Genomic DNA, 21780 nt, shown 5'->3' with positions numbered 1-21780 from the left:
TCATCATGAAAAAAACATCACTACTCTTAGTTATTTTTTTGTTAGTCTCAGTATCAGCAGTCAACGCGCAATCCATTGATAATCTGAAAGAAATCAATTTGGTTTGGGGAAAATTCTACAAAGCATTTGAGACGTTAGATTATAAGCTAATGGCAGAGATTCACTCTAAGGAGCTCGTTAGAATTTCTGGAGGAAATCGCATTATCGATTATGAAACGTACATCAATAATTATAAATCAGGATTTAAAAGAGATGCTAATAACGGCGACACTAGTACGATTTCATTACGCTTTTTTGAGCGTATCAATAATGAATCGCAAGCAAGTGAGAGAGGCGTCTATAAATTGATAAGAAATAAAAACAAACCCAATGAGCAAGCATATTACGGACAGTTTCATGTGATATTCGCCAAAGAAAACGGTGTATGGAAAATCACCATGGATTATGATTCAAATGAGTCTAACACCATTGATGAAAAGGCTTATCAAAAAGCCCATGCTATCGATGACTTTGAGAAGTTTTTAAAAGAATAGTATGAAAATCATTTCAACCAATATAGCAAAGCCTACCACATTTGTCTGGAATGGGCAAAACGTGACAACAGGTATCTACAAAAAACCAATCTCACAACCCATTTTCTTGGGAAAAGAAGACGTAAAAGGCGATGAAGTTTCCGATAGAAAAGTACATGGTGGTATATTTAAAGCTTGTTATTTATTTTCAGCAGATCATTATCCGTATTGGAAAAATCTATATCCACATTTAGAATGGACTTATGGAATGCTTGGCGAAAATCTCACTGTTAAAGGTTTAGACGAAAAAGAACTTCATATAGGTGATATTTATAAAGTAGGTAACGCTTTGGTTCAAATCACTCAACCTAGAGAGCCCTGTTTTAAATTTGCTGCAAAATTTAAATCATCGGAGGTTCTAAATCAATTCATATCACATGGTTACCCAGGAACTTATATAAGCGTTCTTGAAGAAGGCACTGTAACGATTAACGATACATTTGAACTGATAAAAAAAGCAAAAAACAGTATTTCAACTTATGATTTTTTTCAGCTACTATATGCAGAAAACAAAAACAAAGCGCATATCAAGTCTATAATAGATAATGATGCATTACCTCAACGAAAAAGAGAGCGACTAAAACGCTTTTTATAATGCGTTGAAGCAAATTTATAATAACCTTAGTGTTCTTAATAAATGGAAATTAATGAAAAAAGATACCATTAAAATAATATCTACCTTTGCATCAAATTTTAATGCATGTCATTTAAAGACTTAAAACTAAACAAGCCTATTCTTAGAGCCATTGCCGAAGCAGGTTACAATGATCCAACCCTAGTGCAAGAGAGAACGATTCCTGCAGTTTTAGAACGCAAAGATGTGATTACCTCTGCTCAAACTGGAACAGGTAAAACTGCAGCATTTGCTTTACCCATTTTACAATTGTTGTTCGACAAACAAGATGCGCCTAAAAAGGGAAAAAAAATAAAAGCATTAGTTGTTAGTCCGACACGTGAATTAGCCATTCAAATTGCTAAAAACTTTACTACCTACGCTACGTATACCAATTTGAGATCTGCAGTAATTTTTGGTGGTACATCCATCGAGCCGCAAAAAGATATTTTAGCAAAAGGTATCGATATTTTAGTTGCGACACCAGGCCGTTTGCTAGATCTTCATAAACAAGACCTTCTAAATCTGGATTATGTAGAAACATTTGTTTTAGATGAAGCCGATCTTATGCTAGATATGGGCTTTATTGATGATGTTAAAAAAATAGAACGACTGTGTCCCGAAAGCAAACAAACGTTATTGTTCTCTGCAACAATGCCATTTAAAGTAGAGCAATTAGCAAATTCGATACTAAAAGCACCCGAACGTATTGAAGTTACACCTACATCTTCCGCAGCAAAAAATGTAAGTCAGGTATTGTATTACGTTCCAAAACGCAATAAGATAGAATTGTGCTTACATTTATTACGAAATGAGATTAAAGGAAGTATCCTCATATTTAGGCGTACTAAATTTGGAGTTGACAAATTACATCAAACACTTACAAAAAATGGTTACAAAGCTGAACGCTTGCATGGCGATAGAAGTCAGAATGAACGTCAGAATGCATTAGCCGATTTTAAACGTGGTAAGGTCAATATTTTAATTGCGACAGATGTAGCAGCGAGAGGTATAGATATCAATGAATTGGATGCTGTGATTAATTTTGATCTTCCTAATGTTCCTGAAACTTATGTGCATCGTATTGGTCGAACAGGACGTGCTGGACATATGGGACAGTCGTATTCGCTTTGCTCTGCAGATGAAAAAGCGTACATCAAAACGATTCAACAACTGATTAATGTACAAATTCCTATTGAAGAGCATCATCCCTACCCTCTAGACCCAAAAGCAAAGCCTATCGTTCATAAAAAGAAAGGTAGTAAATACAAAAAAGGTCGTAAAAGTGAAGCGTCTAAAAAGAAAAAGAAGCGCTGGTATTAAATAGTTTTAACATTGAAAGTTGAAAAATTCAATCCTGAAATCAACAAAGTATACTTTATAGAAAGTCATACACTTATTCATATTCTATCTGGTAAAGGAAGTATTCAGGTTGATTTTAAAAACTATTTCGATTGGCAGGAGAAAGCCATCTTTTTGGAAAAAGGACAATACATCAAATTTCTTTCAGATGATTTTACCGTAAGACGAATTGAGTTTTCAAATGATTCCAAATTTCATGATCCAGAAGTTCGTGTATTATTTAAGCATCTCATTTCTTTGGGATATATAGATCTTATAGAATGTAGTGACTGTGAAACGTTTTTATCTGAATCGGTTCTAGCAGACAATTCTGCAGATATTATAGACATTTCATCAAAACAATGGTTTTGGCAAAACCCATTTCAAGCCAGCAAAGAAGAGTATCAAGTTATATTTGACACTAAGGCCATTATTGACAAAGAATACGCCAACCAACTTACGACCAATGATCTCGTAAGTTTGATTAATGATCGTGGTTATAATGCACAGGCTTTGGTAAAAAACAAAGTCGGTTTATCTGTTAAAAATCTTATGAGTTCTAAACGACACAAGGAGAGTTTAAAAGAAGTAGCTTTTACAGATAAAACAATTCAAGAGATTTCTTATGATTTAGGCTTTAAAGACGATGCTTATTTTAATCGTGTGTTCAAAACAACTGTAGGACAAACACCTAAAGAATTTAGAGCTAATTTTGATTTTCAAAATCGAGATCAATTCACGCAAGACCTCTTAGAACTTTTAAGTAAATATCACACCCAAGAAAGAACCTTGGGGTTTTATGCCGATAAAATGAATGTTTCAATAAAGACCTTATCAAAAAAAGTGCAGTCTAAAATGAACATCTCACTTGGGCAACTCATCAGGTTAGAGCTCATAAATACTGCTAAGTTGATGATTCTTGATAATGCATCGATAACATCAATTTCAAGCCGATTAGGCTTTGAAGAACCCAATCACTTTTCTAGATTCTTTAAACATTATTCTGGGCAGACTCCCTCCGACTTCAAATTAAAAAAGTACAATTCTTAGTCCGTTTTTTGTAGCAAGCCAACTCGCATTTCACGTCATCTTTGCAGTGTATTAATTCACTAAAAAACAAAAAAGATGAATATTAAAAATCAAGTAACAAAAATGGATGCAATAGTTAGCCAAGGCGCTATTGTGGATGCTGTACAACAATTCTTCGCAGAAGATGCTACAACATCAGATTATGGAAATGGTGGTACCAATGGTAAACCAGAAATGATAGCTAAAATGCAAGGATTTGCAGGAGCTATTGCCAAGGTTAATGGAATAACGCACCACCACTCCATTGTAGACGGAAATGTTTCGGCTTCAGAATTTACATTCGATTTCGACATGAAAGATGGCAGTAAAATTTACTGGCACGAGATTATTCGTAGAGTTTGGAACGAACAAGGACAAGTTATTCAAGAGGAATACTTTAACGCAGCATAATAACAATAATTAAAAGACATAAATAAAATGAAAACTTTAAAAACACTTATAGCAGTATTATTAATTTCAACATCTATATCTGCACAAGATAAGATGGCAAACAACATCGATAACAGTAACATCGCCCTTCAAGGTTATAGTCCAGTCTCGTATTTAGATCTTGGTCTTGCTCAAAAAGGGAACAAAAACTTTAAATCTACGTACAAAAATGTGAACTATTACTTCACATCTAAAGATCAAAAAACAACGTTTGATAAAAATCCAAGTAAGTATTTACCTCAGTATGGTGGGTTCTGTGCTTTTGGAACTTATGCAGGAGCAAAGTTTAGAGTAGATCCAAATAAATTTCTTGTAAAAGATAATAAGTACTATTTATTCTTAAACGATGTAGAGTTGGATGCTAAACAATTATGGTTAGCAGAAAAAAATCATGGAAAGTTAAAAAGTACCGCAGACAAGAACTGGAGCAAATTAAGAAAGACTCATAATTAATTTGAGACAATCATTTAATACTAAGAATCATGAAATTTATAACAAAACGTATACATGCTTTTTTGGATTATCCAGTAGCAGTAGCACTAATCGCACTTCCCTTTTTGCTCAGTTTAGGTAGTTCTAACGCACTAGCTTTGCAATTGTCTGTAGCAACAGGAATAGCCGCATTGATCTTAACATTACTCACAGATCATCACTTAGGTGTGTTTCGTGTAATTCCATATAAGTATCATCTTATTGTCGACTTTCTAGTTGCAATAGTATTTATCACAGCGCCTTTTATTTTTTCGTTTGAAGGTATTGATGCCTACTATTATTGGATCAATGGAATTGCAGTCATTACAGTCGTAAGTTTGCATAAACCTGAGTATTTCACCGATTAATAATTCAAATCAAATACACAAAAAAGCACAAGTAATTTTCACTTGTGCTTTTTTATTAATTTAAAATAGTTACTCGAAAATAATTTCAATGAGATAATAATTGGGGATGTTAAAAACAGTTCCCCAATCTTCTGGTTTGTGTTGACTTCCTGTAACATCACAATACTTTTTCCAACCCGTTTCCTTATCTATATATGGCAAAAAGTATCCCATTATTAATGTTTTTGTCTCTAATGCAATAGGCATTGGATCACTGGTTTTTAAGAAATCATGCAATGCATATTTGTCTTTTGCAGCTTTAATATCATACAATCTAGGCGTTGAAAAACGTTCGAACATAAAGTTCATTTTAATCGTATTGTCGATTTGTGTTTTGACATAATACTTAAATTCAAATACCGAATCGTTAATGGCTGGTATGTAGTCAAATCTGGCGCTATCCATAATGGTGTCTGTTTTAGATAAGCTGCCATTGGTATACTCTTTTACAAAAAGCTTATAGTTTTTGCCTTTTAAATCTTCTCCAGTAAATGTTAATCGTATAGTTTCTATGTCCTGAAACCTCAACATATCTTGTAAATCCTTATGATCTGATCCATATTTGGTTTGCAGTTTGATGTCACTTTTTTGCGCGTTTAATGTGCTGAAGCAAATTAATGCCACAGCTAAAATGATAAAATGTCTCATGTTATTTTATTGTTTTGGTTTGATGAATGTGTCGTTTGCAGTATAAATAATGCCGTGTACAATATCGAAGTTTATAGCTCCCGAAAAATGGCCTTCGCCTTTCGCTTTTCGTTCGACCATATTGAATTTTTCACCATTTTTTGTGGGTTGCATGGTCACTGCAATATTGTCGAAATGATTTACGGTATTATTACCAATAAATTTCATACTAAAATCATAGGTTTCTGGGTAGAAAAAGTGAATTTTAGAATACTCTGAAAGCAAGTCAAAGCGTTTAAAATCTTTACTCCAATTGTAAAACCAGTATTCACTATTAAAGTCAGTGATAAATGCCTTCTCACGAATCTCTCCTATTTCAATTTTAGAAAATTCGGAAGTAATTTTCACCTCTTGAATGCTCCCAATTAAACCCTGACTTACATTGTTAAACTCATAATTCCCTCCTACAAGACCTTCAGATTTAAAATTAGCATCGTTAATCTTAAATGAATTGTAATCATTTAATAATTCTTTAGCGTTAAAATAACCTCTTTTGAGTTCTACGGATAATTCGTTGATTGTATTTTCTAGCATGGTGATTTGAGCATTTTTACCATTAATCTTCAATTTTAAAAATGATGGAATTCTAATCACAAAATGGTTTCTCATAATCTTCACATCGCCTTTTCTAATTTTCCTTAGTTTACCATCCTTATCTTTAACTTTAAAGCGATTATCTACATATTGCATCGCATTGGCGAATTTCCCAAATCTACCATTGGATTGTATTTCTCTTATAATAGAATCCTTTGATTTTCTCATTATAGAATCTTTAGATTTTGAAAACCCATCGTACTCGATGACCAATTCATTAACATCATAGACATAATTTACTTTAGACAATTGTGATTCACTTTTAGCCGCTAAAGTGACGTGGTTATCAAACATTATAGCTCTAATGTCAAGTTCATCCAATTTGTTTTTAATATCTTTCTTAGAATAGCCATCAAACTCTAAGGTGTAATCAAAATGAATTTTACCATCTCTAGATTCTTCGATAGCCACTGTGGTATTCTCGAGATTAAAAATTGCTGTTGTCTGTTTATCTACGGAAAAGCTCTCGGAATACACCGTTTTCCTTTGAGCGTACATGCTTACTGATGTGATGAGCATCAGAATGCAAATTTTAAATGTTGATCGTTTCATATTGTTCTGTTTTTTGATTTAATAGATGGATATGTTGCTGTATATCTTTTAAAAGCTGAAGGCGTGTTTTGAGATTGTCGACTAAAGCCTCTATAACCAAGATATTATTATTGTCGGCTTTAAATTGTTTGGAGATCTCCTGATAATCCTTATCCAAATTATCCAATTTATCTTTGTAGCGCTTTACTAGTTTTTCGTCGGTAGCAAGGCTTATAAAATTTTGCCATTCTTTATCAATACTCGCTAAATACTCCTTTTCAATCACTTCAATTTGGGTTTCAATAGACGACTCCTCAACCACTTTATTTGTCACTGTAGTAGTTGCAGTTTTTAGTACTACAACTGTCATTGCCAAAAACAGTATTGCAATTGCAGCAATTCTAAGCAAGTAGTTGCGCTTAAATCCTGATTTTCGTCTAGGTCGCGATGCTTTTAGTTTATCATAAAACTCTTGTCTGTGATTATCGGGTAAGGTTTTACCTGAAACCTCATCCTTTCCAAATAAGTCTCTAATATCCTGTTTCATTGTAATGTGTTTTTAAAAGTTTTTGAAGCTGCAATTTTCCGCGTCGCAAATGTGTTCTTGATGTTTTAATAGGAATATCAACAATGCTAGATATTTCCTCGTGATCATAGCCTTCAATAAGATAGAGTTTCACTACAATCTGATGCTTACTCGGTAATTTTTCAACAGCATCAAGTATGTGTTGCTTCGTTATTTCCGAATCAAAATCCCAATTCGTATCATCGTCTTCAATTGATAAATCGCTAATCTCAGATGCTACAAATTCTAATCGTTTCTTTTTTAATTGGTCAATACACTGATTTACAACAATGCGTTTTAACCATGCCCCAAACGTATAATCTTCTGTAAAGCTTTCTAGCTTTGCAAAGGCCTTTAAAAAGCTGTCTTGCATCGCATCTTTAGCGTCTTCTTCATTTAAATATCGACAAGCAACATGAAACATCGCATCACAATAGAGATCATAAATCTGTAGCATTGCCTTTTCATCTCCTTTCTTACAGCGATTAATTAAAATGGTATGTGCTTTAGACATTTAGTTTTGGTTAGTGTTCAGTATTAAAAACGAAAGAAATACCTTAGGGTTTCAAAATTCTTAAAAAATTTTTATAAAAGTCTGTATATTTAAACTCTAAACCCAACCAAATGAGTCAAGATTACAATAATCCTGCATTTAAAAAACTACTTCAAAAGCTCCAAGAAGAGAGTTGGCAATTAGAACTCATTATTTCTGGTTTCGCCATTTTTGGTTTATTTACCATCTACGAACCGCTTACACAAAGTTTAGCAGATGCTCAAAACAATCAACTGCTATACAAATTGATTCTATCTTTGGTTGCAGTAATGTCTTGTGCTATACTTATTTTTAATTTGGTACTACACGTACTACTCAGAGGACTTTGGATTGGCGCTTTAGGTCTGCGATACGTTTCGGGAGAAATAGAATATGACAAATTAAAATACAGTGAAAAATTTACCAAGCACTTAAAAAAAAGAGTTGGTTCTTTCGATAAGTATATTGCAACGCTTGAAAACTATTGTAGTATCATATTTGCGATTTCCTTTTTGCTCATATTCTATGTATTGGCCATCACGTTTACTATTCTCACCATAGCATTTATCGGCAACTATATTTTGTCTAGCGATTGGCTTCCGGGTTGGATTTCTAAAGGTATTGGGATTCCGTTAATGGTATTTGTTTGCTTTGGAATGATTATCACCTTTATAGATTTTGCCACATTAGGCTGGCTAAAAAAGAAAAAGTGGATTTCTAAATTATATTTCCCTATCTATTGGTTATTTAGTTTTATTACCCTTTCCTTTTTATATCGCCCTTTAGTTTATAATTTCTTAGATCATAAATTTGGAAGACGTTTGAGCCTCGTTTTAGTTCCGTTTTATATTTTGGTATTAGTACTATCGTCTTTTTATTACCAAAGTTCAAACTACATTCACAGTAATATAAATTCGAGTGATATCATGGCTAATGTCGAGAATTATGAAGATCAGCTTAAAGATTCTGATAAATTTGTTGGTAATGCTGTGATCCCATCAAAAGTGATCTCTGATTCTTATTTAAAAGTATTTATCCCTTATACGGAATCTATAGAAAATCGTGTGTTTTACTTCAATCCGTCGTTAAAACCGGAAGAAGATGTGAGAGGAATGCGAAATAATATTATTAGAATAGGTAATTCTTCAAGTTCGAAGCGCGATAGCCTAAGACGAGAGTATTTAAAGATGTTCAATTATATCTATTCTATTAAAATTGATTCGACAGCATACAAATCCGAATTCATATTATCAGAAAACTTAAAGGAAGAACTCGGTTTTGAAACCTATCTAAATTTAGACAGTATCGCCGAAGGTAAACATTTACTGCATGTGAATCGTTTACGAGTTAGAAAAGGTGATACGATCAATTGGATTGTAAGTAGAATCCCGTTTTGGCATTTTAAAGATTAAGCCTCATAACGTTTATCGAAATATCGTTTTAATATTGGAATTTGCACACACATCATAACAGCAAATAAAAGAACGGCATAAATAAGTGTTTGTGAAAACTCTACAGATGCTAGAGGATTGTTTATCTCAAAAGTAGTAAAACGCTCTAATCCTAAGCTAGAGAATATCGTAGTTTCTGAATCAGATGTTCCAAAAACCACATACCCAATAACACCAACACATATGATAGCAATCATTGACCACACACGCTTAGATATTAAAGGCACATAAGTTGTCACCTTAGAGGTACTCAAACCTTTAATATGAGACATCACGTCTTTGGTGAAATCTAACGACGGACGTTCAATCGCGGATTTGCCTATCACTTTTCGTGATAGATGGTCTAAATGTTTATCTGCGTTCTCGTTCATAATGTTCAATTATTTCTGGTTCTAATTGCGACTTTAATATCGTGGCTAACTTTTTTCGGCATCTAAACAATTTCACTTTAATAGAATTTGCTGTGATACCTACAATTTTAGAAATTTCATCTAAAGATAAGTCATCAAAATAATATAAGGTCAATAAAAAGCTATCTTCGCTTGGTAACTTATCAATACAACGCTGTATTGCTTCTTCTCGCTCTTGTGCTTCAATCTTATCTAATGCGTTGTCTATGGTTTTCACTTGATGTGCTGTAAACTCATTTATTTCAACGTCATTTAAGTGCTTTTTATTCTTTTTAATTCTGTCCAAACAAGTATTGTAAGCCACTCTATAAATCCATGTCGAAAACTTTGAATCCCCTTTAAACTTGTCCAAAGACTTGTAGGTCTTTATAAACGTGTCTTGAGCGACTTCTTCTGCTTCTTCCCTGTTTTTAAGCATTCGCAATGCCAATGTAAACACCAAATCCTTATACATATCAACCAATGTCGCAAAGGCATTCGTATCGCCATCGATGATTTGATTGATGAGTATTTGATCGTTGTTGGTGGTCATTTTTTATTAAGACGACATCATTAACCTTAAGGTTACACATTTCTGAAGAAAAAAAATTAAAAAAATATGTAACCTAAATTCAGAACCTGTCGTCATAAGCTCAGAACATTTAAAATTAATCAATTAAAAAACGAAACACTATGGAAGCTATTTTAATCCCAATCTCTTTGTTTATAGCAGTATTCGGTATCGCTTATTTATACCTATCGACAAGAAACAAAGAGCGTTTAGCACTTATCGAAAAAGGTGCAGATGCCACAATATTTATGAAAGGTAAGCGACACACCGCTCCTATTTGGAAAGTGCTCATTCTTAACCTTGCAGTATTACTAATGGGTGTTGGTATAGGTATTTTTATCGCATCTCTTCTACATTATAACTTAGGTGTTGAAGAAGAAGTAGCATTCCCTGGTACTATTTTCCTAATGGCAGGTGTTGGATTATTTGTAGGATTTACAATGACCAAAAATTTAGATAAAGAATAAGTAACATCTAACCAATCAATCTTAAACCACTGTTAATGCGCAGTGGTTTTTTTATTTGCATCGACTTAATGTGTATATTTAGCCATAATGAACTCAATTCTACACATAAACCATATGAAATACGTATTATGCAACCTACTGCTTTTCGTTAGTGTCTTTTCTAGTCATTCGCAAACCAAGATTATCGATGAGGAGACCAAATATCCTGTGTCTTATGCAACGGTATCCTTCGGAAATGGACAAGGCCTGTTTGCCGATGACGATGGCATGTTTATTTTTACCAAGAAACTCTATCCAGATGTCGATTCGTTGTACATTTCGGCTTTAGGGTATAAAGACCTGTCTTTGGCAACTAAAGATTTGCCGCAAACCATCACAATGCAGATAGAAGCCGATAAATTGGATGAAGTGGTTGTAAACGCAAAGATTGACAGGAAATTTAAAAAAGAAACCATAAAACCCTATCTCGATGACGACTACTACAAATGTTGGTTACCGACTATAGAAAGTGAGATTGCTGTATTTTTCCCTAACGGAAATGAGAAACTTAAGAAAATTACGGCTGTTTTATTTCCTATTACTTTAGAATCGCGAGATTGGAAAAAACGCAAGCGTGCCAATGCAGACAAGCGCAAGTTCTCTACGCTATTTAAGGTGAAATTCTACAAAAATGATAATGGCTTCCCAGGTGAGGTGATGACTTATACCAATATTGTATTTAGAGCAACCGAAAAAAATGGCGATGAATTTGAACTAGATGTCTCCGAGCACAATTTGTTTATACCAGATAATGGTTTCTTTGTCTCTATACAAGTACTAGGTTACACCGATCAAAACGGAAAACTTCTGCCAAATAAGAAATACAAAGAGATCAAAGGCAAAAACGGAACCGTTAAAATACCAACTAACTTTAGGCCACTACTCCCATTCACAGACGAAATTGATGCACATAACACTTTTATTAGACGTGTGTTTATAAGCGGAAATAATTGGGTACAGTTTAAAAAAGGAAATGGTATTGAGTCTAGTTTATTACGTACCAATCTCAATAATTATGGTGTTGGTATTAACTACAACGCCTATAAAGATGAATAGCCCTTGGCATCTCTATCTTATGGCTGGCATGTATGGTATTGCAGGCCTCATGCATTTTGTAAAACCAAAGTTATACATGCGTATCATGCCGCGTTATTTACCAAATCATAAGCAATTGGTGTATGCAAGTGGTCTTGCTGAAATTGCACTTGGTATTGGCTTGTGCATTCCTGCATTAAAGGCTATTGCCATTTATGGCATTATTGCTATGCTCGTAGTCTTTTTACTCGTACATGTTTATATGCTCTCAAGTGATAAAGCTGCGGCTGGATTCCCAAAATGGATATTGGTATTGCGACTGCCTTTACAATTTGGGTTAATGTATTGGGCTTGGTGGTATTTGTGAAAATAGCAAATGGCTTTCGGGAACATAGAACTTAAAAACGTGTATATTTATATAACCAGTTATCATTAACTAATTGTATGGGCTACAAAAAAGTTTGTTTCAATTGTCGAAGATCTTTTAATCAAGGTACTGATTTCACTCAAATGTCAGAAAAAGAGTGCCCCGTATGTCGTGAAATGATGGTACACGTTTCTCATCGTTTCAGACCTCCCAAGCACAGAGAAATAGAAAAATGGAAGGTTGCAAAATACTTGATAGAAAATGGTATGAATTATCATCATGTATATGATAAAATTTATTCAGTTGACGGAATAGTATGCCTCCAAGGTTACGTGAATTACCCAGAAAACATGAGAGAAGCGAAAGAGTTTGTCAAAAAATATAAAGGTCAGCTTGACTTTCTAAATCGTTAAAATCATCATGCAACAAGGCTTCTTATCAAGAGTGTTAAAAATGGTTTAGAAAATTCTATCGAATTTCTGAACTCTTCGTTCTTTTTTCCTAACTTACTGCTCCAACACTACTAACCATTCACGAACACGCAGGGCAACATTAAAAAAATGAAGAAGAACATTATTCTAATCATTACAATTATCTCATTAGTCGTTCTTGAATTGTATTTGGTATTTTACGTGAATTCTGATAATGAGACCTTCGTAATTAAGTATGAGTACAAAGACTTTATTTATATCGGATTATTTTTTTGCTTTCTATTTACAGAAAACAAAAAATTAGGATTACTATTTATTGCTGCATACCAAATAGTTATTGGATTGATATATTTTTCTCATACACCTGGGATCGGAAATTGGGTTTTGACAATATTACACCTAACAGCGGCACCAGTAATATTTTTCCATAATTGGATTGAGGAAAAAATTGGATTTAAATAACGTTGTACAACAACGTGTATAGTCAATAGTGTTTAATAGTAGTTCACGAAATTCTGCCAAATTCCGCACTCTTCGTTCTTTTTTGCTAACTTACTGCTCCAACACTACTATCCATACACGAACACGTTGTGTGCAATTTTGACCCGTCCTGAATAAAGGCTACATAATTTTAGAAATTATATACTTCTCTATTTTTTTGATTTAAAATGTAACATTCATAAAATGTTTTTGTCTAGTATTTAAAGCTGAAAACTAATCAACAAAATATGACTTATAAAATTTTATTTCAAATAGGAATTGGATTCATTTTAGTAGGGCAAATAATTCTATCTAAAGGTAATGAGTTTGTATACAATTTAAAACCAATCGATTTTGCCCACTGGTTTATGCTGATTGGTGTCGTTTTATTAATTCCTCAAGTCATTTCTTTCCCTAAGAAACCCTTCAGTTTCATAGGAATACCTCTTACTATAATTGGAATAACTTGTATGATTGGAATGTGTGTTATTGATTTTATATTTTGGAGTTACCCAAATGATGAACTTCGTAATGAATTCGCAAACCATATATCAAAATTCCCATCGATTTGGAAAACGTTTATGACTATTGGGTCAAGTTCTAAAGTGTTCAATCTCGGACTGCTAATTTTGAGTTTAAATTATCTGAAGAATGAAAAAATCGGAATAGGAATTTTATTTATTGCAACATTGATTTTATGGCATATTATACCAACACCTCACAGACTAATCTTTGGGTATTCTTTCACTTTTATAGCTTTCGGAATGATTCTTTTTAGAAGAAACATCAAGAACATGCTAGAACGGCGTGTATAGCCAATTGCTTGGTCTATCTATACTTGGACATGGGCGAAGCAAACTGGCATTAGCAAAATCCTACGGATTCTCAATCGCATAAACCATACACGTACGCGTGTACAAGCCAAATAAACCAAACTTACCAGAATCAAGCCTACTAAAAAACAATTGTTTTTAGTACCTTAGAGACTAATAATCCATAAAATTATGACAACAACTAAAGCATGTATTATTCCTGTAATACAATATAAAAATGCAAAAGTAGCTATCGAATGGATATGTGAATCATTCGGATTTGAAAAGCACCTTGTAGTCCAAGGAGACGATAATACAATTATACATGCTCAACTAACATATGGCAATTCAATGATTATGTTAAGTTCAGAAAACAATAACGAATATGGCAAATTGATAAAAACACCCAATAGTTTGAACGGAATAAACACTCAAGCGCCTTATATAATTGTTGAGAAAATCGATGAACACTACAAAAATGCTGTTGCCAAAGGTGTAAAAATACTCATAGAAATTAAGGATGAGGCGTATGGTGGTCGTGGCTATACATGTAAGGATATTGAAGACCATATTTGGAGTTTTGGTTCATACAATCCTTGGAATTAATATAAATAGAAAAGCCAGCACACAACATTGATACTAAATCTAAAACTATGAAGCTATTATTCGTTTTTATCACTTGCTCTTTTCTAACTACTATATGTCCAGCGCAAGAAAGCAATTCTCAAATTACTATTGGAGTTAACCATAATATTAAATCATTCAACTTAAATGAAGAAAGAGCGATTCAGATCTATACACCCGATGGATACTCAGAATCAGAGCAAAAATATCCTGTACTGTACATATTGGATGGCCAACAATACTTTTTAAGTGGTGTAAGTATTCAAAAAGCCTTACGCAGACCACGTGCTATCCCAAAAATGATTGTAGTAGGCATTACAGATAAAGAATCATCAAGATGGACGTGGTTTGGAGATGAAAAAGAGAAATTTTCAAGTTTCTTAATTGATGAAGTTATCCCTTTTATAAACTCTAACTATAAAACGAATGAAGAACATGTCATTTTTGGCTGGGAAGGGGCTGCTTATTATGCCAGTGAATTGATTTTAAAACATCCTGAGGTTTTTAATGGAGCAATCTTAAGTAATGGAGGCTATGCTTCTAAAGAAATAGTCAAGGATTTCTATACAAACAAAGCCACTTATCTATATATGGCTAACTCAAAAAAAGACATTTATAACATAAGTTATACCGAAGAATTCAATGAGATTTTGAAAGAACACAGTCCCAAAAACCTTGTTTGGAAATATGATTTGTACAATGATGAAATACATGAAAGCCTGGCGCACTTGGCACTATATAAGGGACTGAAATTCTATTATCACAACTATAATTCATTAGTTTTTGAAAGTATACAAGAGTACATTGATTTGGGCGGAATGGATTACTTAACTAGATATTTTAAAGAACGAGCACAACGATTTGGAGGTGACGAGACTATTGATAATAGCACAAAAAACGGATTAATTTGGTTAGCATGGAACAGAGATAATTTTGAATATTTTAATCTGTTCATGACTGAATTCAAAGATGTTTTGACTACAAAAAGATATGCTTCGGCATATTGGCAAAATCGTTTTGGACAATTCTACTTGAAACATAAAGACTATCAAAATGCTATTAAACATTTTAATGTAGGCCTTACCAAATATCCAAATACGAGGTTTGAAAAGCAAATGAAAGAGGGGCTTATCGATGCAAAAAGTAGGAAAGACTAGTTATTTAAAACAGAAAATATAAAAATGTTCTACAACTAACATACACAAGAGCGTTGTGCGTCATTTGAGAAAAAAAATATGGGACATAATATTTCAGCCATAATATTAAAAGGTAAATATGAGAAAGATAAAGCAGAACGTTTTGACCTCATTGGTATTTATTTAGGTTTTAATTTAACCATGTTTCACATTGACCATTACTATTCAGCTTATTGGCAAGCTAAACTTGAAACTCAAGGATTTCTGAATACCAACAACGCAGAATATATGCTATACCCATCTGAATTTGCACTCTCTGAATTAATGACAAACATATCATCAGACAAGAATCCAGTATTTGCTATAATCTCAACTGATTATTTCGGTGGAAACGGAATTCAGTCTGCAAATGTTTACCTAAAAGATAAAATTGCCGATTTTGAAATTAAAACAATCAATCAAGCATTAAAATACTTAGGAGTAAAACGCGGAAAAAAAACTGACGAATTTGATACTGTACGATTATCTAATCATCGTTCAACACCAGAATATTTGGACAAATATTATGATTTAGCTGATGAATTAGGAGTTTAAAAAATGAACGCAACACAACGTGTATAATTCATACTCCTTCTCTACTCCAAAGAAAAATTCTATCTTTAATCATCTAATTTGCAACGACTGAAAATCCTACAGATTAAAAATCGCATAAATAATACATAAGCACACTAAATATCACTTAAAAATAATTATGGGAATCCCTAAAAAAGGAAGTCGAAGAATAGTAATTGACAATCATCAATACCGATATATGGTTTCAGGTAATGATGGGCATATAGACCTAATTATTGAATCTGATGAAACTAATGGACAAAGACTTGTTGTAAGCTTTGATTATGAGCCTAAAGGAATCGGATTTAGTCAAAGTCATAGCACACAAATCACTCCTGAAACAGTAAGAAAAACAATTGTGTATTCCCTTAAAAATAGTTGGAATCCGAAGCTGAAAGGGAAAATTCATAGAATTAATTTAAGCGGAAGAAAAGAAGTTATAGAAAACGTCTCTTAACAGTGGATATAGTCGATTACTTGTTCTGTGTGCACTTGTAAAACGACCGCCAAAGGTAAGCATTACACAAACAGATTAGCATTAGAAAAAAATGACAAAAAAACTGATTTTAATAGTAGGATTAATAATTATAGTAATTGTCTTTCTAAATTATGGAAGGTCAATGTATATGCCTTTGGTAAATAAATTAAAAGGGAAGCAAACGGTCGAATCAAGAATTGATTCTATTGAAGAAAGTGTATGGCATCGACTTGAAAAAAACTTGGGCCTAGCTGGTTATAAAATGGACTTTCCTAAAGAGATTATTATTGCTGCTTTTAAAGAAGAGAGAATACTCCAAGTTTATGCAAAAGATTATAATGGAATTAAGTTAATTAAAGAATATACATTTACAGCTTATAGTGGGCAATTAGGTCCTAAATTGAAAGAAGGCGATAAACAAATACCCGAAGGCGTTTATAATGTAGAATATCTAAATCCTAACAGTTCCTATTATCTATCGATTAAAGTGAGCTACCCTAATGCATTTGACAAATCAAAAACTGAATTGGCAACTATATCCGATATGGGTGGAGACATTTTTATACATGGAAAATCGGTAACTATTGGCTGCATCCCAATTGGTGATGAAGCTATAGAAGAAGTATTCTTATTAACACAAAAGGCAATGCATAATACCGTTAAAGTAATTATAAGCCCTAGAGATTTTAGAGTCAATTCCAACTATCCAGAAATTACAAGAATAGATTGGGAAAATGAATTATACGACATTATAAATAATGAATTAGAAACGCTACCCAACACCAATTATAACTGATCACTTTTCTTGTACTTGCTCAAACACACAACAATACCCATAATTTAGTGTCGCTCAATTTTCTCTCCTGAAATTCACTTGAATTAATTAACTTGCCTACTAGTCTACCCAAGTAAACATGTACAAACACCTTTGAAACAAAACAAAAGTGTTATAAATTTAAGTCATAAAAACTAAAAAGTATCTAAATGAAAGTTACCGCCGAAAAAAATGAAAAAGTTGCAAACATGATATTTGCATCTATTTATCCGCTTTACCTAAATAGGCTAGAGAAAAATGGAAGAACCAAAGAAGAACTCAACCAAGTCATAGAATGGTTAACCGGATTTAATGAAGATAAACTGCAGGAACTTATTGACGATAAAGTGACATTTGAAACATTTTTTCAGCAAGCCAACTTACATCCAAATGCCCACCTAATTAAAGGCGTGGTTTGTGGTTATCGAATTGAAGACATAGAGGATGAATTTGAAGTGTATAAACAATGTAGACAGATGGAAAAGCTGATTGATGAATTGGCAAGAGGTCGTAAAATGGAGAAAATTTTACGACAAGAAAAGAAATAAAAACTGTACTAATGGTGGAGCAAAATTAAAAATGAAAGGATGTTAACAGAAATACACCCAAAGTTACCAATGCGTAATAAGTCGGTCACAAGACAGTATTATATGAACCAATTAGGTTTTCAAGACATAGGTGATTATGATGGGTATTTAATGGTTAAAAAAGATAAAATAGAAATTCATTTCTTTGAATTTAAAGAATTAGATCCGAAAGAAAATTACGGACAAGTATATATACGAACAAACGATATCGAAGGTTTGTACAAGTCTATGCTTGATAATAAAATCGAAATTCACCCGAACGGACAATTAGGAATAAGACCTTGGGGACAAAAGGAATTTTCTTTGTTAGATCCGGATAATAACTTACTTACTTTCGGACAAAATAGTTGAAAGCCATTACTAATAAGCACCATGAACATTCAAATTCGAAAGCTTCTTCCAAGCGAATCTGCATCTTATAGGGAAATTCGACTTCAATGTTTGAAACATTACCCAGAGTACTTTACTACAAATTATCAAGATGAAAAAACAAAGGAAAAACTATTCTTTCAACCCTACATTGAACAAGCGCATAAAAGTAATTTCGTGATTGGAGCTTTTCACAGCAATAGTCTTATTGGTATTTCAGGATTTAAAAGACATGAAAGAAAAAAAGTAAATCATGCAGGTATTATAATTCAAGTATATGTAAACTCTAAGTTTCAAGGCAAAAACATTGGCACAGATCTTATAAAACATACCTTAGATGAAGCATTTAAAATTGATGGTATCGAACAAGTTGAAATAGGTGTAATAGCGATTAATGAAAAAGCCGAAAAACTATACAAAAATATAGGTTTTGAAATGTTTGGATTACACAAAAATTTTTTAAAAATTGAAAACCTGTATTACGACCATAAAATGATGATGATTTTCAAAACCAACTATAGTAATTAGTATAACAATTAGTACTACTGGTTCTTTATCTAGTTAGACACCAAGCATTCATATTAAACAGCGCAAATAAAAAAATGAATTATAAAGACATCGCTAAACGAATAATTGATCTGAAAAATGCAGATTTAACACTTCGAAACAAACTTATCCAAGATGGAAAACTGAGTGAGGGTTATAACGAAGAAATGAAGAAACTACATAACCAAAACGCGAAGACACTAGATGAGATTATAGACCTGATTGGCTATCCTACAATTGATAAAGTAGGAAAAGAAGCTAATGAAGCGACTTGGCTTATCATTCAACATTCAATAGAACAACCAGAATTTATGAAGAAGTGCCAAATTATATTGGAAAAAGCAGTTAACGAGAAAAAAGCATCCCAAATAAGTTTAGCATACCTAACCGACCGAATAGCGGTATTTGAAAACAAGCCACAGCATTACGGTACTCAGTTTGATTGGGATAAAAATGGAGAATTAAGCCCATACCCTTTTGATAGTTTGAGCAAGGTAAACCAAAGACGAAAAGCATTAGGACTTAACACACTTGATGAACAGATACAAATCATGAGAGCACAAGCTAAAAATGAAAACGAATCTGCTCCAACCGATTTTGAAAAGAGGAAACAAGAGATTGAACATTGGAAAAAAACAGTGGGCTGGATACAGTAATGTATGGCTTCAGATCAATCTAAATTAAAAGTTAATTTTTTTATATATAATTGATATATCAATTATATTTGTATCAAATAAATTTCAAATGAACCTATCTCTGCCATCTGAAACCATATTTCATGCCATCGAAAGTACTATAAAGGACTATCGAAAATTTGCACAGAAAAATATTTCAGAAAAAATAAAAGATATGACCATCGATCAAGGTATGGTACTTCTCTTTCTAAATGAACACCCAGAACTAACACAGAAAGAAATTGCCGAATTGGTGTTTAAAGACAATGCATCTATGACGCGAATGATCAATACAATGGTTCAGAAGAAACACTTAAAACGCTCCATAAACTCAAAAGACAGAAGGCGTTATATAATTGAAATTACCGATAAAGGAAAGGACGTCTTGAAAACCCTTCCTCCAATTATTCATCAAAATAGAAATTCATCATTAAAAGGAATCACAAAAAACGAACTCAATCAATTGGAAATCATTCTTAATAAAATAAGAACCAATTGTGCAAAAACATGACATTATGAAAATCACAATCAAACTTACTCTAATCACAGTTATAGGTTTAATGCTACTCGTCTCACCAATGTACGCACAGCAAAGAACAGAACCATTAACACTTAAAGAACAGCAAACAGTTGTTGATTCTATAAGTAGTAAATTAAACACTAATTATGTCTTCCCAGATGTGGCCACAAAAATGGTAACACATATCAAATCAAAACTTAAAAACGGAAACTACAAGTCCATTCTAGATCCTCAAGAGTTTGCCTCTACTTTAACCACAGATCTTCAAGCAATCAGTAAGGATAAACATTTAAGGGTTTCTTTTGCTCCAGAGCAAATAGCCGAACGACAACAAACAGTTACTGCCGAAGATAGTATCGCTTTTTTAAATCGCTATATCAACAACCTGAAACGCAATAACTTTGGTTTTAAGGAGGTGAAGATTATGGCTGGTAATATTGGCTATTTAGACCTTCGAAGTTTTTCTAATGTAGAATACGCAGGAGAAACTGCGGTTTCTGCCATGAATTTTTTAAGTAATACCGATGCTATTATTATTGACCTTAGAAATAACGGAGGCGGAAGCCCAGCAATGATCCAACTCATAACAAGCTACCTCTTTGAAAGCGCTCCTGTGCATTTAAATAATTTCTATTGGCGCCCGACAGACCGAAACTCTCAAACTTGGACGTTACCACATGTCAATGGAAAACGCAGTCCTGATACTCCAGTTTATGTATTAACTAGTGGAAGCACATTTTCTGCAGCTGAAGAGTTTAGTTATAATTTAAAGCATTTAGAGCGTGCAACACTTGTTGGTCAAACTACTGGTGGTGGAGCACATCCAGGCGGTTCGGTTGTAGCGACAGATCGATTTATGGTTTGGGTCCCAACTGGTAGAGCTATTAACCCTATTACCAATACCAATTGGGAAGGCACTGGTGTTAGTCCGCATATTGAGACACCTGCTGCAGATGCCTTGGATATTGCTTATAAGAATGCTTTGGAAACACTCATGAAAAATAACAAAGACAAAGGTCTACAGGCTTTCTACGAATGGCCACTCGCAGAATTACGCCTAAAAACCGATCCAATAACTTTAGACGCTAAAACTTTAAAATCCTACGCTGGAGTTTATGGTCCTCGTGTTGTAACCTTCGATAATGGTAAATTATTCTATCAGAGAGGAAAAGGAACAAAATATGAATTAATCCCTTATACTGATAATGAGTTCATGCTAAATGGTCTCGATAGCTTTAGAATACGCTTTTTGAGTGAAGGAGGCATTACAACTGCTCTGCAAGGCTTATATGACAATGGTCGCACAGATAAAAACATAAAACAAAACGATTAGCTTTTCTTTATTTAACTTACTAATAACCCTAAATGGGGTCACTTTATGTGATCCCTTTTTTATGTTAAAGGTCTATGCATAGCAGCAGAATTTTTCGTATCCATTGACGTCTTCAATTTTATGTTATAAAATCCATACACTTAGAAATAGGTTGCTTATGATTTGCTATCTTAGTAGACTTAAATAAGTGTCTCTAATTGAAGAACAAGACAAA

At 33.3% G+C, this 21780-nt stretch carries 31 protein-coding genes; 25 read left to right on the top strand and 6 right to left on the bottom strand.

The window, feature by feature from the left end:
• Positions 1-5: 5 nt before the first annotated feature.
• From KWG70_RS12390 to KWG70_RS12360, 7 genes are all read left to right on the top strand, one after another.
• Positions 6-533, top strand: coding sequence for a nuclear transport factor 2 family protein (locus KWG70_RS12390; protein WP_230936356.1), 528 nt, complete (start codon positions 6-8; stop codon positions 531-533).
• Between the two features lies 1 nt (position 534).
• Positions 535-1167, top strand: coding sequence for an MOSC domain-containing protein (locus KWG70_RS12385; RefSeq protein WP_230936355.1), 633 nt, complete (start codon positions 535-537; stop codon positions 1165-1167).
• Between the two features lie 105 nt (positions 1168-1272).
• Complete coding sequence (locus KWG70_RS12380; protein WP_230936354.1) at positions 1273-2508, top strand: DEAD/DEAH box helicase; 1236 nt, start codon at positions 1273-1275, stop codon at positions 2506-2508.
• A 12-nt stretch (positions 2509-2520) separates the two neighbouring features.
• Positions 2521-3576, top strand: coding sequence for a helix-turn-helix domain-containing protein (locus tag KWG70_RS12375; protein ID WP_230936353.1), 1056 nt, complete (start codon positions 2521-2523; stop codon positions 3574-3576).
• A 75-nt stretch (positions 3577-3651) separates the two neighbouring features.
• Positions 3652-4005 (top strand): nuclear transport factor 2-like protein, encoded by a 354-nt coding sequence (locus KWG70_RS12370; RefSeq protein WP_230936352.1) that lies wholly within the window; start codon positions 3652-3654, stop codon positions 4003-4005.
• A 27-nt stretch (positions 4006-4032) separates the two neighbouring features.
• Positions 4033-4497, top strand: coding sequence for a YHS domain-containing (seleno)protein (locus KWG70_RS12365; RefSeq protein ID WP_230936351.1), 465 nt, complete (start codon positions 4033-4035; stop codon positions 4495-4497).
• A 29-nt stretch (positions 4498-4526) separates the two neighbouring features.
• Complete coding sequence (locus KWG70_RS12360; RefSeq protein ID WP_230936350.1) at positions 4527-4883, top strand: hypothetical protein; 357 nt, start codon at positions 4527-4529, stop codon at positions 4881-4883.
• A 69-nt stretch (positions 4884-4952) separates the two neighbouring features.
• Here KWG70_RS12360 and KWG70_RS12355 read toward each other — a convergent pair whose 3' ends face one another.
• From KWG70_RS12355 to KWG70_RS12340, 4 genes are read right to left on the bottom strand one after another with little or no spacing between them, the layout of a single operon-like run.
• Positions 4953-5570, bottom strand: coding sequence for a hypothetical protein (locus KWG70_RS12355; RefSeq protein ID WP_230936349.1), 618 nt, complete (start codon positions 5568-5570; stop codon positions 4953-4955).
• A gap of 6 nt (positions 5571-5576) precedes the next feature.
• Positions 5577-6755: a hypothetical protein gene (locus KWG70_RS12350; protein WP_230936348.1), complete on the bottom strand. Its 1179-nt coding sequence runs from the start codon at positions 6753-6755 to the stop codon at positions 5577-5579.
• The gene (locus tag KWG70_RS12345) at positions 6736-7281 is read right to left on the bottom strand and encodes a hypothetical protein (protein ID WP_230936347.1); all 546 of its coding nucleotides are present in this window, start codon (positions 7279-7281) and stop codon (positions 6736-6738) included. Before KWG70_RS12345 ends, KWG70_RS12350 begins: the two co-directional genes overlap by 20 nt.
• Positions 7265-7813 (bottom strand): RNA polymerase sigma factor, encoded by a 549-nt coding sequence (locus KWG70_RS12340; RefSeq protein ID WP_230936346.1) that lies wholly within the window; start codon positions 7811-7813, stop codon positions 7265-7267. Before KWG70_RS12340 ends, KWG70_RS12345 begins: the two co-directional genes overlap by 17 nt.
• A 110-nt stretch (positions 7814-7923) precedes the next feature.
• Between KWG70_RS12340 and KWG70_RS12335 the strand changes: the two genes are divergently transcribed.
• Positions 7924-9243: a hypothetical protein gene (locus tag KWG70_RS12335; RefSeq protein WP_230936345.1), complete on the top strand. Its 1320-nt coding sequence runs from the start codon at positions 7924-7926 to the stop codon at positions 9241-9243.
• Here KWG70_RS12335 and KWG70_RS12330 read toward each other — a convergent pair.
• The gene (locus KWG70_RS12330; RefSeq protein ID WP_230936344.1) at positions 9240-9653 is read right to left on the bottom strand and encodes a DUF6688 domain-containing protein; all 414 of its coding nucleotides are present in this window, start codon (positions 9651-9653) and stop codon (positions 9240-9242) included. The genes KWG70_RS12335 and KWG70_RS12330 overlap by 4 nt on opposite strands.
• A complete protein-coding gene (locus KWG70_RS12325) occupies positions 9634-10224 on the bottom strand; it encodes an RNA polymerase sigma factor (protein WP_230936343.1) in 591 nt (196 codons plus the stop codon). Before KWG70_RS12325 ends, KWG70_RS12330 begins: the two co-directional genes overlap by 20 nt.
• Positions 10225-10364: 140 nt before the next feature.
• Here KWG70_RS12325 and KWG70_RS12320 point away from each other — a divergent pair, with 140 nt between their 5' ends.
• The 17 genes from KWG70_RS12320 to KWG70_RS12240 all read left to right on the top strand — a co-directional run bounded on the left by KWG70_RS12320 (position 10365) and on the right by KWG70_RS12240 (position 21566).
• Positions 10365-10709 carry a DUF6249 domain-containing protein gene (locus KWG70_RS12320; RefSeq protein WP_230936342.1) on the top strand — a complete coding sequence of 115 codons (345 nt, stop codon included), beginning with the start codon at positions 10365-10367 and terminating at the stop codon, positions 10707-10709.
• A gap of 114 nt (positions 10710-10823) precedes the next feature.
• A complete protein-coding gene (locus tag KWG70_RS12315; protein ID WP_230936341.1) occupies positions 10824-11804 on the top strand; it encodes a carboxypeptidase-like regulatory domain-containing protein in 981 nt (326 codons plus the stop codon).
• On the top strand, positions 11797-12150 hold the full coding sequence (locus tag KWG70_RS12310; RefSeq protein WP_230936340.1) for a DoxX family protein: 354 nt from the start codon (positions 11797-11799) through the stop codon (positions 12148-12150). Before KWG70_RS12315 ends, KWG70_RS12310 begins: the two co-directional genes overlap by 8 nt.
• Positions 12151-12227: 77 nt before the next feature.
• Positions 12228-12563, top strand: a complete 336-nt coding sequence (locus tag KWG70_RS12305) for a hypothetical protein (protein WP_230936339.1) — start codon at positions 12228-12230, stop codon at positions 12561-12563.
• A 147-nt stretch (positions 12564-12710) separates the two neighbouring features.
• Positions 12711-13043, top strand: a complete 333-nt coding sequence (locus tag KWG70_RS12300) for a hypothetical protein (RefSeq protein ID WP_230936338.1) — start codon at positions 12711-12713, stop codon at positions 13041-13043.
• A gap of 266 nt (positions 13044-13309) precedes the next feature.
• The gene (locus KWG70_RS12295; protein WP_230936337.1) at positions 13310-13876 is read left to right on the top strand and encodes a hypothetical protein; all 567 of its coding nucleotides are present in this window, start codon (positions 13310-13312) and stop codon (positions 13874-13876) included.
• A gap of 189 nt (positions 13877-14065) precedes the next feature.
• On the top strand, positions 14066-14479 hold the full coding sequence (locus KWG70_RS12290) for a VOC family protein (protein WP_230936336.1): 414 nt from the start codon (positions 14066-14068) through the stop codon (positions 14477-14479).
• Between the two features lie 47 nt (positions 14480-14526).
• Positions 14527-15654 carry an alpha/beta hydrolase-fold protein gene (locus KWG70_RS12285; RefSeq protein WP_230936335.1) on the top strand — a complete coding sequence of 376 codons (1128 nt, stop codon included), beginning with the start codon at positions 14527-14529 and terminating at the stop codon, positions 15652-15654.
• A gap of 78 nt (positions 15655-15732) precedes the next feature.
• Entirely contained in the window at positions 15733-16227 is a 495-nt protein-coding gene (locus KWG70_RS12280; protein ID WP_230936334.1) for a hypothetical protein, read from the top strand.
• Positions 16228-16384: 157 nt separating this feature from the next.
• Complete coding sequence (locus tag KWG70_RS12275; protein ID WP_230936333.1) at positions 16385-16702, top strand: hypothetical protein; 318 nt, start codon at positions 16385-16387, stop codon at positions 16700-16702.
• A 91-nt stretch (positions 16703-16793) separates the two neighbouring features.
• Complete coding sequence (locus tag KWG70_RS12270; RefSeq protein WP_230936332.1) at positions 16794-17519, top strand: L,D-transpeptidase family protein; 726 nt, start codon at positions 16794-16796, stop codon at positions 17517-17519.
• Positions 17520-17707: 188 nt separating this feature from the next.
• Positions 17708-18085 (top strand): DUF2200 domain-containing protein, encoded by a 378-nt coding sequence (locus KWG70_RS12265; protein ID WP_230936331.1) that lies wholly within the window; start codon positions 17708-17710, stop codon positions 18083-18085.
• A gap of 39 nt (positions 18086-18124) precedes the next feature.
• On the top strand, positions 18125-18475 hold the full coding sequence (locus KWG70_RS12260) for a bleomycin resistance protein (protein ID WP_230936330.1): 351 nt from the start codon (positions 18125-18127) through the stop codon (positions 18473-18475).
• A gap of 21 nt (positions 18476-18496) precedes the next feature.
• Positions 18497-19021: a GNAT family N-acetyltransferase gene (locus KWG70_RS12255; protein WP_230936329.1), complete on the top strand. Its 525-nt coding sequence runs from the start codon at positions 18497-18499 to the stop codon at positions 19019-19021.
• Between the two features lie 74 nt (positions 19022-19095).
• A complete protein-coding gene (locus KWG70_RS12250) occupies positions 19096-19695 on the top strand; it encodes a DUF6624 domain-containing protein (RefSeq protein WP_230936328.1) in 600 nt (199 codons plus the stop codon).
• Between the two features lie 88 nt (positions 19696-19783).
• Positions 19784-20224, top strand: coding sequence for a MarR family winged helix-turn-helix transcriptional regulator (locus tag KWG70_RS12245; RefSeq protein WP_230936327.1), 441 nt, complete (start codon positions 19784-19786; stop codon positions 20222-20224).
• A 4-nt stretch (positions 20225-20228) separates the two neighbouring features.
• Positions 20229-21566 carry a S41 family peptidase gene (locus KWG70_RS12240; RefSeq protein WP_230936326.1) on the top strand — a complete coding sequence of 446 codons (1338 nt, stop codon included), beginning with the start codon at positions 20229-20231 and terminating at the stop codon, positions 21564-21566.
• The last annotated feature ends 214 nt before the right edge of the window (positions 21567-21780 follow it).

The organism is Psychroserpens luteolus (assembly GCF_021032705.1).
In the GTDB taxonomy this organism is placed as follows: domain Bacteria; phylum Bacteroidota; class Bacteroidia; order Flavobacteriales; family Flavobacteriaceae; genus Psychroserpens; species Psychroserpens luteolus.
Note: the sequence above shows the minus strand (reverse complement) of the source record. Positions and strands in the feature narration are given on the sequence as shown.

What these genes read in the sequence shown, in the direction of transcription:
- KWG70_RS12385 (WP_230936355.1), top strand. Translation starts at nt 535, where the DNA reads ATGAAAATCATTTCAACCAATATAGCAAAGCCTACCACATTTGTCTGG.
- KWG70_RS12300 (WP_230936338.1), top strand. Translation starts at nt 12,711, where the DNA reads ATGAAGAAGAACATTATTCTAATCATTACAATTATCTCATTAGTCGTT.
- KWG70_RS12275 (WP_230936333.1), top strand. Translation starts at nt 16,385, where the DNA reads ATGGGAATCCCTAAAAAAGGAAGTCGAAGAATAGTAATTGACAATCAT.
- KWG70_RS12255 (WP_230936329.1), top strand. Translation starts at nt 18,497, where the DNA reads ATGAACATTCAAATTCGAAAGCTTCTTCCAAGCGAATCTGCATCTTAT.
- KWG70_RS12340 (WP_230936346.1), bottom strand. Translation starts at nt 7,813, where the DNA reads ATGTCTAAAGCACATACCATTTTAATTAATCGCTGTAAGAAAGGAGAT.
- KWG70_RS12390 (WP_230936356.1), top strand. Translation starts at nt 6, where the DNA reads ATGAAAAAAACATCACTACTCTTAGTTATTTTTTTGTTAGTCTCAGTA.
- KWG70_RS12325 (WP_230936343.1), bottom strand. Translation starts at nt 10,224, where the DNA reads ATGACCACCAACAACGATCAAATACTCATCAATCAAATCATCGATGGC.
- KWG70_RS12250 (WP_230936328.1), top strand. Translation starts at nt 19,096, where the DNA reads ATGAATTATAAAGACATCGCTAAACGAATAATTGATCTGAAAAATGCA.
- KWG70_RS12315 (WP_230936341.1), top strand. Translation starts at nt 10,824, where the DNA reads ATGAAATACGTATTATGCAACCTACTGCTTTTCGTTAGTGTCTTTTCT.
- KWG70_RS12335 (WP_230936345.1), top strand. Translation starts at nt 7,924, where the DNA reads ATGAGTCAAGATTACAATAATCCTGCATTTAAAAAACTACTTCAAAAG.
- KWG70_RS12245 (WP_230936327.1), top strand. Translation starts at nt 19,784, where the DNA reads ATGAACCTATCTCTGCCATCTGAAACCATATTTCATGCCATCGAAAGT.
- KWG70_RS12265 (WP_230936331.1), top strand. Translation starts at nt 17,708, where the DNA reads ATGAAAGTTACCGCCGAAAAAAATGAAAAAGTTGCAAACATGATATTT.
- KWG70_RS12240 (WP_230936326.1), top strand. Translation starts at nt 20,229, where the DNA reads ATGAAAATCACAATCAAACTTACTCTAATCACAGTTATAGGTTTAATG.
- KWG70_RS12330 (WP_230936344.1), bottom strand. Translation starts at nt 9,653, where the DNA reads ATGAACGAGAACGCAGATAAACATTTAGACCATCTATCACGAAAAGTG.
- KWG70_RS12270 (WP_230936332.1), top strand. Translation starts at nt 16,794, where the DNA reads ATGACAAAAAAACTGATTTTAATAGTAGGATTAATAATTATAGTAATT.
- KWG70_RS12345 (WP_230936347.1), bottom strand. Translation starts at nt 7,281, where the DNA reads ATGAAACAGGATATTAGAGACTTATTTGGAAAGGATGAGGTTTCAGGT.
- KWG70_RS12285 (WP_230936335.1), top strand. Translation starts at nt 14,527, where the DNA reads ATGAAGCTATTATTCGTTTTTATCACTTGCTCTTTTCTAACTACTATA.
- KWG70_RS12370 (WP_230936352.1), top strand. Translation starts at nt 3,652, where the DNA reads ATGAATATTAAAAATCAAGTAACAAAAATGGATGCAATAGTTAGCCAA.
- KWG70_RS12320 (WP_230936342.1), top strand. Translation starts at nt 10,365, where the DNA reads ATGGAAGCTATTTTAATCCCAATCTCTTTGTTTATAGCAGTATTCGGT.
- KWG70_RS12295 (WP_230936337.1), top strand. Translation starts at nt 13,310, where the DNA reads ATGACTTATAAAATTTTATTTCAAATAGGAATTGGATTCATTTTAGTA.
- KWG70_RS12260 (WP_230936330.1), top strand. Translation starts at nt 18,125, where the DNA reads ATGTTAACAGAAATACACCCAAAGTTACCAATGCGTAATAAGTCGGTC.
- KWG70_RS12280 (WP_230936334.1), top strand. Translation starts at nt 15,733, where the DNA reads ATGGGACATAATATTTCAGCCATAATATTAAAAGGTAAATATGAGAAA.
- KWG70_RS12380 (WP_230936354.1), top strand. Translation starts at nt 1,273, where the DNA reads ATGTCATTTAAAGACTTAAAACTAAACAAGCCTATTCTTAGAGCCATT.
- KWG70_RS12355 (WP_230936349.1), bottom strand. Translation starts at nt 5,570, where the DNA reads ATGAGACATTTTATCATTTTAGCTGTGGCATTAATTTGCTTCAGCACA.
- KWG70_RS12290 (WP_230936336.1), top strand. Translation starts at nt 14,066, where the DNA reads ATGACAACAACTAAAGCATGTATTATTCCTGTAATACAATATAAAAAT.
- KWG70_RS12310 (WP_230936340.1), top strand. Translation starts at nt 11,797, where the DNA reads ATGAATAGCCCTTGGCATCTCTATCTTATGGCTGGCATGTATGGTATT.
- KWG70_RS12305 (WP_230936339.1), top strand. Translation starts at nt 12,228, where the DNA reads ATGGGCTACAAAAAAGTTTGTTTCAATTGTCGAAGATCTTTTAATCAA.
- KWG70_RS12350 (WP_230936348.1), bottom strand. Translation starts at nt 6,755, where the DNA reads ATGAAACGATCAACATTTAAAATTTGCATTCTGATGCTCATCACATCA.
- KWG70_RS12360 (WP_230936350.1), top strand. Translation starts at nt 4,527, where the DNA reads ATGAAATTTATAACAAAACGTATACATGCTTTTTTGGATTATCCAGTA.
- KWG70_RS12365 (WP_230936351.1), top strand. Translation starts at nt 4,033, where the DNA reads ATGAAAACTTTAAAAACACTTATAGCAGTATTATTAATTTCAACATCT.